Annotated in this window: 16 protein-coding genes; 4 read left to right on the forward strand and 12 right to left on the reverse strand. The window is 66.2% G+C overall.

Going from position 1 to position 14,142, the window contains the following annotated elements; all coding sequences use genetic code 11:
• Positions 1–903 carry a hydrogen peroxide-inducible genes activator gene (locus tag ASE75_RS05040; protein WP_055929921.1) on the reverse strand — a complete coding sequence of 301 codons (903 nt, stop codon included), beginning with the start codon at positions 901–903 and terminating at the stop codon, positions 1–3.
• A gap of 152 nt (positions 904–1,055) precedes the next feature.
• On the opposite strand from ASE75_RS05040, the gene ASE75_RS05045 reads away from it, so the two are divergent.
• Together ASE75_RS05045 and ASE75_RS05050 are read left to right on the forward strand one after the other, a co-directional pair.
• A complete protein-coding gene (locus ASE75_RS05045) occupies positions 1,056–1,598 on the forward strand; it encodes a peroxiredoxin (protein WP_055929925.1) in 543 nt (180 codons plus the stop codon).
• Positions 1,599–1,722: 124 nt separating this feature from the next.
• Positions 1,723–2,241: a carboxymuconolactone decarboxylase family protein gene (locus tag ASE75_RS05050; protein WP_055929928.1), complete on the forward strand. Its 519-nt coding sequence runs from the start codon at positions 1,723–1,725 to the stop codon at positions 2,239–2,241.
• Between the two features lie 40 nt (positions 2,242–2,281).
• On the opposite strand, the gene ASE75_RS05055 is transcribed toward ASE75_RS05050, so the two are convergent.
• On the reverse strand, positions 2,282–3,046 hold the full coding sequence (locus ASE75_RS05055; protein WP_055929930.1) for a sulfite exporter TauE/SafE family protein: 765 nt from the start codon (positions 3,044–3,046) through the stop codon (positions 2,282–2,284).
• Between the two features lie 154 nt (positions 3,047–3,200).
• Here ASE75_RS05055 and epsC point away from each other — a divergent pair, with 154 nt between their 5' ends.
• Positions 3,201–3,884, forward strand: a complete 684-nt coding sequence (epsC, locus tag ASE75_RS05060; RefSeq protein ID WP_055929933.1) for a serine O-acetyltransferase EpsC — start codon at positions 3,201–3,203, stop codon at positions 3,882–3,884.
• A complete protein-coding gene (locus tag ASE75_RS05065; RefSeq protein ID WP_055929936.1) occupies positions 3,884–4,225 on the forward strand; it encodes a DUF2794 domain-containing protein in 342 nt (113 codons plus the stop codon). The genes epsC and ASE75_RS05065 overlap by 1 nt, the downstream gene beginning before the upstream one ends.
• Before the next feature lie 16 nt (positions 4,226–4,241).
• On the opposite strand, the gene ASE75_RS05070 is transcribed toward ASE75_RS05065, so the two are convergent.
• The 10 genes from ASE75_RS05070 to ASE75_RS05115 all read right to left on the reverse strand — a co-directional run bounded on the left by ASE75_RS05070 (position 4,242) and on the right by ASE75_RS05115 (position 14,044).
• Positions 4,242–5,273, reverse strand: coding sequence for a hypothetical protein (locus ASE75_RS05070; protein ID WP_055929939.1), 1,032 nt, complete (start codon positions 5,271–5,273; stop codon positions 4,242–4,244).
• A gap of 76 nt (positions 5,274–5,349) precedes the next feature.
• Positions 5,350–6,249: an SDR family NAD(P)-dependent oxidoreductase gene (locus tag ASE75_RS05075; protein ID WP_055929942.1), complete on the reverse strand. Its 900-nt coding sequence runs from the start codon at positions 6,247–6,249 to the stop codon at positions 5,350–5,352.
• Positions 6,250–6,345: 96 nt separating this feature from the next.
• Positions 6,346–6,717, reverse strand: a complete 372-nt coding sequence (locus ASE75_RS05080; RefSeq protein ID WP_055929945.1) for a hypothetical protein — start codon at positions 6,715–6,717, stop codon at positions 6,346–6,348.
• A gap of 110 nt (positions 6,718–6,827) precedes the next feature.
• Entirely contained in the window at positions 6,828–7,520 is a 693-nt protein-coding gene (gene phoB / locus ASE75_RS05085; RefSeq protein ID WP_055929948.1) for a phosphate regulon transcriptional regulator PhoB, read from the reverse strand.
• Between the two features lie 46 nt (positions 7,521–7,566).
• Positions 7,567–8,250: a phosphate signaling complex protein PhoU gene (gene phoU, locus ASE75_RS05090; protein ID WP_055931001.1), complete on the reverse strand. Its 684-nt coding sequence runs from the start codon at positions 8,248–8,250 to the stop codon at positions 7,567–7,569.
• Positions 8,251–8,263: 13 nt separating this feature from the next.
• Positions 8,264–9,031, reverse strand: coding sequence for a phosphate ABC transporter ATP-binding protein PstB (pstB, locus tag ASE75_RS05095; protein WP_055929950.1), 768 nt, complete (start codon positions 9,029–9,031; stop codon positions 8,264–8,266).
• Positions 9,031–10,329 carry a phosphate ABC transporter permease PstA gene (gene pstA / locus ASE75_RS05100; protein ID WP_055929953.1) on the reverse strand — a complete coding sequence of 433 codons (1,299 nt, stop codon included), beginning with the start codon at positions 10,327–10,329 and terminating at the stop codon, positions 9,031–9,033. Before pstA ends, pstB begins: the two co-directional genes overlap by 1 nt.
• Positions 10,322–11,695 carry a phosphate ABC transporter permease subunit PstC gene (gene pstC / locus ASE75_RS05105; protein WP_055929956.1) on the reverse strand — a complete coding sequence of 458 codons (1,374 nt, stop codon included), beginning with the start codon at positions 11,693–11,695 and terminating at the stop codon, positions 10,322–10,324. The genes pstA and pstC overlap by 8 nt, the downstream gene beginning before the upstream one ends.
• Complete coding sequence (locus ASE75_RS05110; RefSeq protein ID WP_055929959.1) at positions 11,695–12,741, reverse strand: substrate-binding domain-containing protein; 1,047 nt, start codon at positions 12,739–12,741, stop codon at positions 11,695–11,697. The genes pstC and ASE75_RS05110 overlap by 1 nt, the downstream gene beginning before the upstream one ends.
• Positions 12,742–12,793: 52 nt before the next feature.
• Complete coding sequence (locus tag ASE75_RS05115) at positions 12,794–14,044, reverse strand: sensor histidine kinase (RefSeq protein ID WP_055929962.1); 1,251 nt, start codon at positions 14,042–14,044, stop codon at positions 12,794–12,796.
• Between the last annotated feature and the right edge of the window lie 98 nt (positions 14,045–14,142).

A 14,142-nucleotide genomic window follows, 5' to 3' on the forward strand; every position in this document is an offset into this window, starting at 1 on the left:
CTACACCGCTTCCGCCAGCACGTCTGCCAGCAGCCGGAAGTCCTTTTCGCGCGGCGACGCCCGCCGCCAGACCAGCGCGATCCGGCGCGACGCGCTGGCCGCATCCAGCGGACGCGCCGACACGCTGGTGTGATCGAGGATGCCGGCCTTCAAGGCCATTTCCGGCAGTATGGTGATACCAAGGCCGTTGTCGACCATCTGGACGATCGTGTGCAGCGAGGTGCCCATCATCGTCGCCTCCGCCCGCACTTCCGGCCGGTTGCAGGCGGCCAGCGCATGATCCTTCAGGCAGTGGCCATCCTCCAGCAGCAGTAACTGCGTTTCGTCGATGTCGGCGGCGGCGATGGTCGGCGGTGTGGTGCCGTCCTCGCCCGCCTGGAACGCGACGAACAGCCGGTCGTCGAACAGCGGAGCGACCGTCATCTCACCACAGGCATAGGGCAGGGCGAGCAGCACGCAGTCGGTCCGGCCGTTCTGCAACCCCTCGCACGCCGGGCCGCTCGGCTCCTCGCGCAGGAACAGTTTCAGGTCGGGATAGTCGCGACGCAGGCGCGGCAGGATGCGGGGCAGCATGAACGGCGCGATCGTCGGGATGACGCTCATCCGCATCTCGCCCGACAGGGGCTGCCCGGCGGCACGGGCCATGTCGCTCAGTTCCTCCGCCTCGCGCAGCACGCGCCGCGCCTTGTCGGCCATCCGGTCGCCCAGCGGCGTGAACCGCACCACCCGGCGCGTCCGCTCCACCAGCACGACGCCGATCAGCGTTTCCAGTTCGCGGATCCCCGCCGACAACGTCGACTGGGTGACGAAACACGCCTCCGCCGCTCGCCCGAAGTGACCATTGTCCTTCAGGGCAACGAAATACTGCAACTGCTTCAGCGTGGGCAGGTAGGTGGCCGTCATTGATCGTCTCCGTCGATCTATAATGACCAGATAGACCATTGGATCGCCGGAGCGAACCCCTGTATGGCGCGTTTCAAGAACTGATGGCGGCAAACGCCACGGGATGAGGATGCGGTCAGGCCGACCAGTTTCATAACTAGAAGGCTTTCATCATGTTGACCGTTGGCGACAAGCTCCCCGATTTCACCGTCCCCGTGCAGCAGGGCATCAACGCGCTCCCCGCCGGCGAGACGCTCAGCCAGGACGCGTTCCCGGGCAAGTGGAAGGTGCTGTTCTACTGGCCGAAGGATTTCACCTTCGTCTGCCCGACCGAGATCGTCGGCTATGCCGGCCTGAAGGATGACTTCGAGGACCGTGACGCCGTGCTGATCGGCGCGTCGACCGACACCGCGCACGTTCACCTCGCCTGGCGCAAGTCGGATCCCGATCTGGCCGCCGCCGACTTCCCGTGGCTGGCCGACAATGGCGGCAAGCTGGCATCGGCGCTGGGCATCCTCGATCGTGACGAGCATGTCGCATTCCGTGCGACGTTCATCATCGACCCCGACAATGTCATCCAGGCGGTGCAGGTCAACGGTCTGAACGTCGGTCGTAACCCGGCCGAGACGCTGCGTGTGCTCGACGCGCTGCAGACCGACGAGCTGTGCCCGTGCAACTGGAACAAGGGCGACGACGTCCTTCAGGTCGCGGCCTGATTGAATAGCCCCTCCCGTTCGCGGGAGGGGTGGGGAGGGGCGCGCCGCAGGGTTTGCGCCCTTTCTTTTTGCCTGAACGGTATCCGCCGACCACCCAAATGGTCCGGCGAACAAGGAACATCGCATGTCGCTCAAGGAATTTGCCGGGGCTCTCCCCGACTTTGCCAAGGATATCCGCCTGAACGTCGGGTCGTTGCTGAACGAGACGTTGCTGTCCGACCAGCGCAAATACGGAACGTTGCTCGCCTGCGCGCACGGCTCCGGCTACAAGCCGCTGGTCGAGGCGGCCGAGGCGGAATGCGCACCCAAGCTCAGCCCCGAAGCCGCGACCGCGGCGCGTGCGGCGGCGGCGATCATGGCGATGAACAACGTCTATTACCGGTTCGTCCACCTCGCCTCGAACCCGGAGTATGGCAATCTGCCGGCCAAGCTGCGGATGAACGTCATCGGCGCGCCCGGTATCGACAAGGTCGATTTCGAACTGTTCAGCCTGGCGGTGTCGGCGATGAACGGCTGCGGCATGTGCATCGACGCACATGAGAATGTGCTGAAGAAGGCGGGCGTTCCAGCCGAGCAGATCCAGAGCGCGGCGCGGATCGCATCGGTGATGAAGGCCGTTGCGACCGTCCACGCCATCGCCTGATAAGAAGGGGCTTCCCGGTCATTTCCGGGAAGCCGTTCGTTCAGGACAGCGCCCGGTACAGGCCGAACAGGCTGGTCGCGGTCAGGATGACGCCGACCAGCAGCAGCAGGCGACGCGCCGGCACCCGCTTGGCAAGCATCGCGCCGAATGGGGCGGCGATCAGCCCGCCGATCAGCAGGCCGACGGTAGCGATCGTGAACGCCTTCCACCCCAGTTGGGTGATGAAGGTGATCGAGATGGTCAGGGTCAGGAAGAATTCGGCGGTGTTGACGGTGCCGATCGTCGTGCGCGGTTCCGCCCCCTGCACCAGCAGGTTCGACGTGACGACCGGTCCCCAGCCACCGCCGCCGGCGGCATCCAGGAATCCACCGATCAGCCCCAGCGGTTCGACGATCTTCGGCTGCTTCGGCTTCGGCGGGAAGCGTGCGGCGCGGTAGAGCAGATACAGGCCGATGCCGGTCAGATAGGCGAGGATGAACGGCTTGGCGACGCTGGCGTCGATGTTGGACAGCAGGTACGCGCCGCAGATGCCGCCGATCACGCCCGGGATCATCAGCCGCAGGAACAGTTTCCAGTCGACGTTGCGGTGCAGGGCATGGCTGATGCCGGATACGGCGGTCGTGAACGTCTCGACCGTGTGAACCCCGGCCGAGGCCGCCGCCGGTGGCACGCCGATCCACAGCAGCATCGTATTGGAAATGACGCCGAACGCCATCCCGAGCGCGCCGTCCACCACCTGCGCGGCGAAGCCGACCGCGATGAACGGCAACAGGCTGGTAAAGTCGAAGGTCGCAAGATCCGGCACGTCATATCTCCCCGATACCCGACGATCTGCCCGAATGTTCGATATCCTACAAGCGCGGTGGAGTTTCGCTCCGCCAAGCTAAACTTGGCCGCATCTGGCTATTCCGGGTCGGCCATCCTATTTTGCATACTTCGATGAGTGCCGGGAAACGCGCATGTCTTTAATCGCCTATATTGATTCCATCCGGGCGCGCGATCCGGCTCCACGGTCGCGGATGGAGGTCATGACCTATCCGGGGCTTTGGGCGCTGGGTTGGCACCGGGTTGCCAATCGCCTGTTCCGGGCGCGATTGTTTTTCCTGGCGCGCGTCGTCAATCATTTTTCCCGGGCGCTGACCGCGATCGACATCCATCCCGGTGCGACGATCGGCCGCAATTTCTTCATCGACCATGGCTTCGTCGTGATTGGGGAAACCGCGCAGATCGGCGACAACGTCACGATCTACCAGTGCGTGACGCTGGGCGGGACCAGCCCTGATAACGGTGTCGGCGGCAAGCGGCATCCGACGCTGGAGGATGGGTCGATCATCGGGTCGGGCGCACAGGTGCTGGGGCCGATCACGGTCGGCAAGCGCGCCCGTGTCGGAGCCAACGCCGTGGTGACGCGCGACGTGCCCGAGGGGGCGGTGATGGTCGGCATCCCCGCGCGCCCGACCGTCGTCGACGGTGGCGCGACACCGCCCCGGTTTCTGCCGTATGGCACCGCGTGCGGCGAGATGTTCGACCCGGCGACGCAGAAGGTCGAACTGCTGCGGTGCGAACTGGAAACGATGCGCAAGCGGCTGGACGCGCTGCTGGCGGACCATGATGCGGCCGGGGACCGTCGCGATCGCGCCTGATGGGGACGGTAACGCCTTTTCCGATACCGACCCGATCGCCGGCGCAGGTCGGGTTCGAGCGCGCCGAACTGACTCGGATCCTGGACATCTATGGACGGATGGTCGCGGCGGGGATCTGGCGCGATTATGCGATGGATCTGGGCACGGACGCGGCGGTCTTCGCAGCCTTTCGTCGTGCAGCGGAGCGGCCGGAGTTCCGGATCGAGAAACGGCCGGCGCTGCGCAATCGTCAGGGGATGTGGGCGCTGATCGGGGAGGGGGGTGTGGTGCTGAAGCGCGGCCACGAATTGCCCGGAGTCCTCGCCCCGCTCGAACGTCGCCTGATGAAGGTCGTAGACTGACACCGCCGGTCGGGTTTCACGTCGCCGCGACGGCCTGAACTGGCGGCAGCCGTTCGGCCACGCCACCAAGTGTGCCGACCACGATCCGCCGCATCGGCTGCCAGAAGGCGGACAGGCTGAGCAGGGCGGCTCCTATCACCAGGGCGGTGAAAGCGGCGCTCAGCTCCACCGCGCCGGCGGTCTGGAACAGCGAGTACATCGCATACAGGACATAGGCGAGGCTGGACACGAGCAGCGCCCGCCGGTCCACCGCCAGCGCGACGAACGCGAAGGCGAGGTAGAGCACCATGACAAGAATCGCCATGCCGATGCTGACGTCCGAGCGGAAGATCCCCAGCATCTGGAACACCGGATGCGCGATCATCGGCGCGGCGGCGAGGTGAAGCCAGAAGGCGACGTCGGACCGGCGGGTACGGCGTTCGCGATCGCTCATGTCCCACCACATCGCCACCGCGAACACGACGAGGCCGCCGACGAACAATGCGGGCCAGACCAGATCCCTGGCCGTCGGAAAGATCGCCGCGACGATGGCGACGACGGTGGCCACCGCCGCTGCCGCGCCGGCCGCGACGGTGATCGGCACCATGAAGCGACGCCAGTGAAGATAGGACGCCGCACCGGCGGCGAGCGCGATCACGGCGGCGATCATGGAACGGGTCTGCTGTGAAGCGTCCGAGGCCATTGTGGCGGCGAAGATGGACAGCGCACCGGCGACACCGCCGACGAATGCCAGCAGCAACAGGATGCTGGGCAGCGCCATGCGGCGTTTGGCGGTGAAGTAGACCGCCAGCGGCCATGCTGCCGCAGCGACGAACACACCGCCCAGACCGGCGCTGATCGACCCACCGATCTGCCCCAGCGCGGCGAGCAACAGGATCAGCGCGATCACCACGAAGATGTCGTTGAATCCGGTCAGCAACCGGAAATGCTCCTCGTCCACCGACGGCAGGGACCGCAACCCTGCGACATGATCGCGCAGGGCTGCCGCGTCCTCGGGCCGCAAGACGCCGGCGGTCACCGCACCGTCGATATCGCTTTCACTGTACATGGCGTTCCCCTACGCTGGATGCGGAAGGCTAGCGGTTGTGTATTGAAAGAGCAATACACCCGGTTGTGCCTGCGTTTCAGCGCTGCAGGGTCTTGCCGATCAGCATCGTCTGCTCGGCCCCGGACTGCGGCAAGATCTCGCCGGTCCGGTCGGTGATCCGGTCCCAGTGCGCGGCCACCCCTTCAGGCGTGAGGTCGTCACCCACCAGCATTTGCCCCTGGGTCAGCGTGACGTAGGAACACTGGAACACCCCGGCCCCGGCCCCGACGATCGCATTGGATGGCGCATCCTCGGACACCAGATACAGCGCCGCCGGCACGACCTTGTCCGGCGCAAAGGCCTCAAACGCCTCGGTCGGGAACAGCCCTTCGGTCATGCGCGTGCCGGCGACCGGCGCGATCGTGTTGACCCGGATGTTGGTCTTGGTCCCTTCCAGATGCAGCGTCTTGGCAAGTCCCGCCAGGCCCAGCTTTGCCGCGCCGTAATTGGCCTGGCCGAAGTTTCCGAACAGGCCGCTGGACGAAGCGGTCATCAGCACGCGGCCGTAATTCTGCTCGCGCATGACGTCCCAGCACGCCTTGGTCGCAAAGGCGGAGCCGACGAGATGAACCCTTACCACGAATTCGAAGTCGGCCGGATCCATCTTGGCGAAGCTCTTGTCCCGCAGGATGCCGGCATTGTTGATGAGGATGTGGACGCCGCCCCATGCATCGCGGGCGCGCGCGACCATCTCCGCCATCTGGTCATATTCGGTGACGCTGCCGCCATTGGCCATCGCCATGCCGCCGGCCGCCGTGATCTCCTCGACGACGGCCTGCGCCGCGTCGGACTGCCCGCTGCCGTCACGCGATGCGCCAAGATCGTTGACGACGACCCGTGCGCCACGTCGTGCCAGTTCCAGCGCATAGGCCCGGCCAAGTCCGCCACCGGCTCCGGTGACGATGGCGACCCTGTTGTCGAAACGGATGGCGGACATAAAAAAGGCGCTCCTCGATGACGGGAAGCGCCTTTCCTACAGGGTAAGCTGTCATCCGTGAATGCCGGATTCAACCGGCATTCACAGACATAAGCGTTACTTGCCGCCGCGCTGGACGCAACCATCGGTCACGGTCCGCGAGCAACGCGGATATTCTGCCGGTGCCGGGGTCGGCGGGGTCATGGTCGGCTGACCGAAGACGACACCACCGGTACCCGGTGCAGCCGGCGGCGGCGACATCATTGCGGGGTCGGCCGGTGCGGGGGTCATCGCCGGATCGGCTGGCGGTGCTGGCGGAGCCGGCATGGCGGGGTCCGCCGGCATTGTCTGTCCCGCCGGCGGGGTCATCGTCTGGTCGGCCGGTGCCGGCATCGTCTGGTCGGCCGGGGCCGGGGGTGCGGGCGGCATGGTCTGCGCGAATGTCGGGGCGGCGATCAGGGCCGCAGCGGCCAGCAGATACATCTTCATGTGGATTTCTCCTGATTTCGAAACCCGGCGTTATAGCCAGGTTCGGAACCCCCAACGCGCCGGTATCAATATGGCTCCATTGTTTCGGTTGCGATTGTTTCGCTCGCGATTCAGGCCCCCGAGTCCAGCGAATAGCCCGCCGACCGGACGGTGCGGATGATATCGGGACATTCGCCGATGTTGATCGCCTTGCGCAGGCGTCGGATATGCACGTCGACGGTGCGCGCCTCGATCTCGGAATCATGGCCCCAGACGGCATCCAGCAGTCGCTCACGCGAAAACACCCAGCCGGGGTGTTCGAGGAAATGCTTCAACAAGCGGAACTCGGTCGGCCCCAGTGCCACCAGCGACCCCGACCGGCGCACCTTGTGGCCGACCGTGTCCATCTCGATGTCGCCATAGGTCAACTGTTCGCCGGCCAGACCCGGGCGGACCCGACGCAGCACCGCGCCGACCCGCGCGACCAGCTCACGCGGCGAGAACGGCTTGGTGACATAGTCGTCGGCCCCGGTTTCCAGCCCGCGAACGCGGTCCTCCTCCTCACCGCGCGCGGTCAGCATGATGATCGGCACGTTGGCGGTTTCCGGCATCCGGCGCAGGCGGCGGCACACTTCCAGGCCGGACAGTCCCTCGACCATCCAGTCGAGCAGGACGATGTCGGGTGTGGTTTCGCGCGCCAGCAACAGCGCCTCTTCGCCATCCGGCGTCTGCGCGATCTCGAAATCCTCGCGCTTGAAATGCCAGGTCAACAACTCGGCGAGGGCGGCATCGTCCTCCACCAGCAGCATTTTCGCTCGTGCCATCGTTTCCGCGTCCTTCAACCCAGCTCGTATCCGACCCGACCCGCTTTCAGCCGAGCCCACCACCGCGTTCGCGTTCGGCCATCTGCTGGCCGGTCGCCGCGAAATAGACCATTTCCGCCACGTTGGTCGCATGGTCGCCGATCCGCTCCAGATTCTTGGCGACGAACAGCAGGTGCGCGACCTGACTGATCGTCTTGGGATTTTCGACCATGTGCGTGACCAGCGTGCGGAAGATGCTGTCGTAGAAATCGTCCAGTGCCGTGTCGCTTTCACACACGGTGATCGCGGCCGTGGCATCGCGCGCGGCAAAGGCGTCGAGCACGTCGTGGACCATGCCGCTGGCCATCCGCGCCATTGCCGGCAGGACCGACAAGGGTTCGATCCGCTGGTCGCTGGCGATCAGCGGCACCCGCTTGGCGATGTTCTTGGCATAGTCGCCGATCCGCTCCACCACGCCGGCGATCTTCAGCGCGGCGACCACTTCGCGCAGGTCGATCGCCATCGGCGCACGCAGCGCCATGATGCGGACGGCCAGACGCTCGACCTCGGCCTCGATCGCGTCGATCACCTTGTCCTCGTCGCGGACCTGCTGCGCCAGCGCCAGGTCGCTGCGCTGCAACGCCTTGATCGCCTTGACGATCGCCGCTTCAGCGAGGCCCCCCATCTGCGAGATGAGACCGCGCAGTTCGCCGATCTCGGCGTCGAAGGCCTTTACCGTATGGTCGTTCATGATCGTCCCCACATCAGCCGTAGCGGCCGGTGATATAGTCCTTGGTGCGTTCCTGGCGCGGATTGGTGAAGATGTCCGAGGTCGCGCCATATTCGACCAATGTGCCCAGGTGGAAAAACGCGGTCCGCTGCGACACGCGCGCCGCCTGCTGCATGTTGTGCGTGACGATGACGATTGCGTATCGCCCCTTCAGTTCGTGGATCAGCTCCTCGATCTTGGCGGTCGCGATCGGGTCGAGCGCGCTGCACGGCTCGTCCATCAGGATTACCTCGGGGTCGACCGCGATCGCCCGGGCGATGCACAGTCGCTGCTGCTGGCCACCCGACAGGGCCGTGCCGCTGTCGGTCAGCCGGTCCTTCACCTCGTCCCACAGGCCGGCGCGCTTCAGCGACCGTTCGACAATGCCGTCGAAGTCGCTCTTGGACGTCGCAAGGCCGTGGATCCGCGGCCCGTAGGCGACGTTTTCGTAGATGGATTTCGGGAACGGGTTCGGCTTCTGGAACACCATGCCGACCCGCGCGCGCAATTGCACCACGTCCATTTCCGGCGAGTAGATATCCTGCCCGTCCAGCTCGATCCGGCCCTCCACGCGCGCGCTGGCGACGGTGTCGTTCATGCGGTTCAGCGTTCGCAGGAAGGTCGACTTGCCGCAGCCCGACGGACCGATGAACGCGGTGACGCGGTCCATGCGGACATCGATCGACACGTCGTCGATCGCCTTCTTCGTGCCGTAGAACACGTTGACGTTGCGCGCCGTCATCTTGGGGGGAGTATCGGTCATTACCAGCGGGTCTCGAATCGGTTGCGGAGGTAGATGGCGAGGCCGTTCATCACGAGCAGAAACACCAGCAGGACCAGGATTGCAGCCGACGTCTTTTCGATGAAGCCCCGGCTGACCTGATCGGACCACAGGAAGATCTGCACCGGCAGGACGGTGGCGGGGTCGTCGAAGCCGGTCGGCGGCGCGGCGATGAACGCGCGCATACCGATCATCAGCAGCGGCGCGGTCTCGCCCAGCGCGCGGGCCATGCCGATGATCGTGCCGGTCAGGATGCCGGGCAGGGCCAGCGGCAGGACGTGGTGGAACACGACCTGCACCGGCGACGCGCCGATGCCCAGCGCCGCGTCGCGGATCGACGGCGGCACCGCCTTGATCGCGTTGCGGCCGGCGATGACGATGACCGGCATCGTCATCAGCGCCAGCGTCAGGCCGCCGACGATCGGGGCCGATCGCGGCAGGCCGAACGTGCCGAGGAACACGGCCAGACCCAGCAGGCCGAAGATGATCGACGGCACCGCCGCCAGATTGTTGATCGACACCTCGATCAGGTCGGTCCAGCGGTTCTTCGGGGCATATTCCTCAAGGTAGAGCGCCGACAGCACGCCTATCGGAAAGGCGAGGATCAGCGTGATCGCCATCGTCAGCAACGACCCCTTGAACGCGCCCCAGATACCGGCGCGGGTCGCATCGGTCGAATCGGCTTCGCTGAGGAAGCTGCGGTTCAGCCCGGTCGAGATCAGGCCACGCGCGTTCAGTCGGGCGACGACAGCCTCCGCGTCGGGGGTGCCGTCGCCCTTGGCCGCGACGTCGAGCGCGCTGGACACGGGTACGTCCAGCGTGACCCTGCGGCCCAGCAGCGACGGATCGGCCTTCAGCGCATCGCGGACGCGCAACCATGCGCCATCGGACAGAAGGTCGGTGCCGTCCTTGCCGAACGCGGTCACCGCGGCGGTATCGACCATGCCTTCAAGACCGGCCCCGGCAAGTGCCAGATCGGCTCCGCGCCCCTGCAACCGGTCAGGCTCGATCGCGAGGCTGCTCGCGGCGAAATCCATCGGCAGCGCGACGCGCGTTTCGGTGAAACCACGCCAGCCATCGGCGAGCATCGAGAACAGCAGGAACGCGAGGAAACCGGCGGACAACGCGACCGCGACCAGACCCATCAGCCGGAACCGGCGTTCGGCGGCATAGCGACGGCGGATCCGCTTCTGCATCGCCGCCGCCTGCCAGTCGGTTGGCGCGCGGCTGGGCGACCTGGTCGTGCCAGCGGGCAAGCCCGGGACTGGGGACTTACTCATACGCTTCCCGATACCGCTTCACCACGGTCAACGCGATGATGTTGAGGAGGAGGGTGACGACGAACAGCGTCAGGCCCAGGGCGAAGGCGGCAAGCGTCTTGGCGCTGTCGAACTCGGCCTCGCCGGTCAGCAGGTCGACGATCTGCTTGGTGACGGTGGTCGTGCTGGCGAACGGGTTCAGCGTCAGCGTGGCGACACCCGACGCCGCCATGACGACGATCATCGTCTCACCGATCGCCCGTGACACGGCGAGCAGGACGCCGCCGACGACACCGGGCAGGGCGGCGGGCAGCAGCACCTTGCGGATCGTTTCCGAACTGGTCGCGCCCATCGCGAGACTGCCGTCGCGCATCGACGACGGCACGGCCGCGATCGAATCATCGGCCATCGACGACACGAACGGGATAATCATGATGCCCATGACCAGCCCGGCGGCGAGCGCGCTTTCCGAACTGGCCCAGCTGATCCCGATCGACACCGCGAAGTCGCGCACCGCCGGTGCGACCGTCAGCGCCGCGAAATAGCCATAGACGACGGTGGGGACGCCCGCGAGCATCTCCAGGATCGGCTTCATCCACTTGCGTGTCGCCGGCGCGGCGTACTGCGTCAGGTAGATCGCGCTCATCAGGCCGAACGGGATGGCGACGATCATCGCGATGACCGCACCGATAAAGAACGTGCCCCAGAACAGCGGTACCGCGCCCAGCGACGCACCGGGGTCGCGATTGTCGATGACCTGCGGACTCCAATGGGTGCCGAACAGGAAATCGGTGACGGGCACGATCGAGAAGAAACGCCCCGCCTCGTACAGTAGCGACGCGACGATGCCGACCGTCGTCAGGATCGCGATCAGCGATGCCGCCAGCAGCAGGATCATGACGATCCGTTCGATCCGGGTGCGCGCGCCGAAGCCCGGCTTCACCCGCAGGAACGCATAGCCGCCGCCGGCCAGTGCCAGCAGCAGCGCAACGGCGGTGGCGATCCAATCGAACCGGCTTTGCGCGGCGGCATAGGCCGGGGCCAGCTGTGCGGACAGCGCATGGAACGCGCCGAAGGTATCGCCATTGGCCAGCGCGCGCGCCTCCGACAGGATCGACGCGCGGTCGAAGCCGGGCGGCGGCAACTGTGCGGCCAGCGGCGTCGTCAGGACCATGTCGGTGACCAGCGCCGGCGAGGTTGCCGCCCAGATCACCAGGAACAGGAGCGGCGGCAGGATGGTCCAGAGCGCCACGAACCAGCCATGATGCACGGGAAGCGAGCTGAACCGGGTGCCGGCCGTGCGGAAACGGGCCGCGCGCACGCGGGCCGACATCCAGGCGATGAGGCCAAGGCCGGCAATGACGAAAAGAAGCGCAAGCGCCGACATCAGTTCAGCTCCGACGCATCAAGCGGGATTTCATTGGCGATGATCCGGGCGGACCGCGCCAGTACCGGCTCGGGTGCCGCGATCAGCCCGCGCTTGACCAGCGGGCCACCGCGGCCCCAGTTGGCAGCATAGAGTTTCAGGAAGGTGCGCAGGCCGGGGATCGCCGCCAGATGCGCCTTCTTGACGTAGATGTAGAGCGGCCGCGACCCGGGATAGCTGCCATCGGCGATCGCGTCATAGGTCGGCAGGACGCCGCTGATCGCCACGCCGTTCACCGCGTTCAGATTTTCTTCCAGATAGCTGTAGCCGAAGATGCCGATGCCGTTGGGATTGGACTGCAGCTTCTGGACGATCAGATTGTCGTTCTCGCCCGCGTCGACATACACGCCATCCTCGCGCACCCGTGTGCACAGCGCCTTGTGCGCGTCGGGATCGGTCTTGGCGAGCGGCTTGGCGGCGGGATCGCTCGCCTCGCATCCCTTGGTCAGGATCAGCTCGGCCAGCGCGTCGCGGGTGCCGCTGGTCGAGGGCGGGCCATAGACCTGGATCGGGATCGCCGGCAGCGCGGGGTTCACGTCGCGCCACGTCCGCGCGGTGTTGGGCTTGCCGCCCGGACTTGCCGCCAGCGCCTTGTACAGGTCGGTCGGCGTCAGCCGCATCTTCGGCCCGCTCTTGCTTTCGGCAAAGGCGATGCCGTCGATCCCGACCTGGATTTCCAGCACGGGGCCGACGCCGTTCTTCTCGCAGGCCGCATATTCGCTGGCCTTCATCCGGCGCGAGGCGTCCTCGATATCGGGATGGGCAGCGCCCACGCCGGCGCAGAACAGCTTCATGCCGGCACCGGTGCCGGTGGATTCGATGACCGGTGCCTTTGCGTCGGGATCGTTGGCGATCAGCTGTTCGGCGATGATCGTCGTGAAGGGATAGACGGTCGAGGAGCCGACGGCCGTGATCTGGTCGCGCGACCCCGCCCCGCCGCCATTGGCCTGATCCTGGCAGCCCGCCAGCGTCAACGCCGCGGCGATCAAGGGTAGACTGCGATTCATGAAAGGCCCTGTTACGAAGCGTCGGTCGACACCCTGGCGACGCGCTACCATCCTATCGGTGCGCCTCTGTGACAGTGGTGTTACGGTTTGATGACAGCGCCTCGGCTGGCGGGAGCAGGACGGTGAAGGTCGTGCCGACCCCGATCTGGCTGACGATGTCCAGCCGCCCGCGATGCCGCTCGACGATATGCTTGACGATGGCGAGGCCAAGCCCGGTCCCGCCCAGCGACCGGCTGCGCCCGGCGTCGACGCGGTAGAAGCGTTCGGTCAGGCGCGGAATATGTTCAGGCGCGATCCCGTCGCCCTCATCGCTGATAGACAGGCGGACCATCCCGGCATCGTCGCGACGCAGGGCGACGCTGACCGGTGTGCCGGGGCGACCGTACTTCATCGCATTGCCGATCAGATTGTGCAGCATCTGCGACAGCTGTGCGACGTCGCCGGCGATCGGCGGGACGCCGGCCTCGATCGTGGCGACGACATCGGTTCCGCGCGGACTGCCGGTGGCGGCCAGCTCGCGGTGGACGTCGTGGGTCAGGTCGGCGAGGTCGATCGCGGTCGCGGGCAGACGGTATTTTTCCGCCTCGATCCGGCTCAGCGAGATCAGATCCTCGACCAGCCGCTGCATCCGTCGCGCCTCGTCGTTCATAACCTTCAGGAAGCGGGTGCGCAGTGCGGGACTTTCGCCCGCCTCGTCGGCCAGCGTTTCGATGAAGCCGAGGATCGACGCTAGCGGGGTGCGCAGCTCGTGGCTGGCGTTGGCGACGAAATCGACCCGCATCCGTTCGGCGGCGTAATTGCCGGTCTGGTCGATCAGGTGGACGATCCGGTCGCCGTTGCCTGCGCGGCCGACCCGCATCTGCCAACGCTGATCCAGCGTCCCCAAACCGACCAGGTCGATCGGGCGGTCCGATACCGTGGTGTCGTCCGCCGCCAGTCGTGCCGCCGCCGCCGGATGGCGGATCGCGACCCGGACATCCTCGCCGACGACGTGGCTGCCCAGCAGGGCGCAGGCCGCGCGATTGGCGATCGTGACCTGGCCGTTGCCAACGACCAGCACCGGTTCGACGATGATATCCAGCGTGTCCTGCAGCGACGGCTCGCGCGACCGCGGATCGGGTTCGACGATCAACGGTGGCTCGTCCGGCTCCGTACCGCCGGCCGCGACCAGCACCGCGGCGCATCCGCCGACCAGTGCGATGACGGTGGCCTGCAGATCGCCGGTCAGCAGATAGATGGCAAGCGTCGCGGCCAGCATCACGAGCAGCGCCCAGGGGGTGCGAAGGCCGATTCCGTTTATCATGGCACCACCCTGTAGCCCAGTGCGTCCCGGATCGGAACGACGCTCAGTCTTGCCAGCGATTCAGGAATATGAAAGGCGTTTGCTTCACGAAGGGGCGG

The sequence above is a fragment of the Sphingomonas sp. Leaf17 genome, from assembly GCF_001421505.1.
In the GTDB taxonomy this organism is placed as follows: domain Bacteria; phylum Pseudomonadota; class Alphaproteobacteria; order Sphingomonadales; family Sphingomonadaceae; genus Sphingomonas.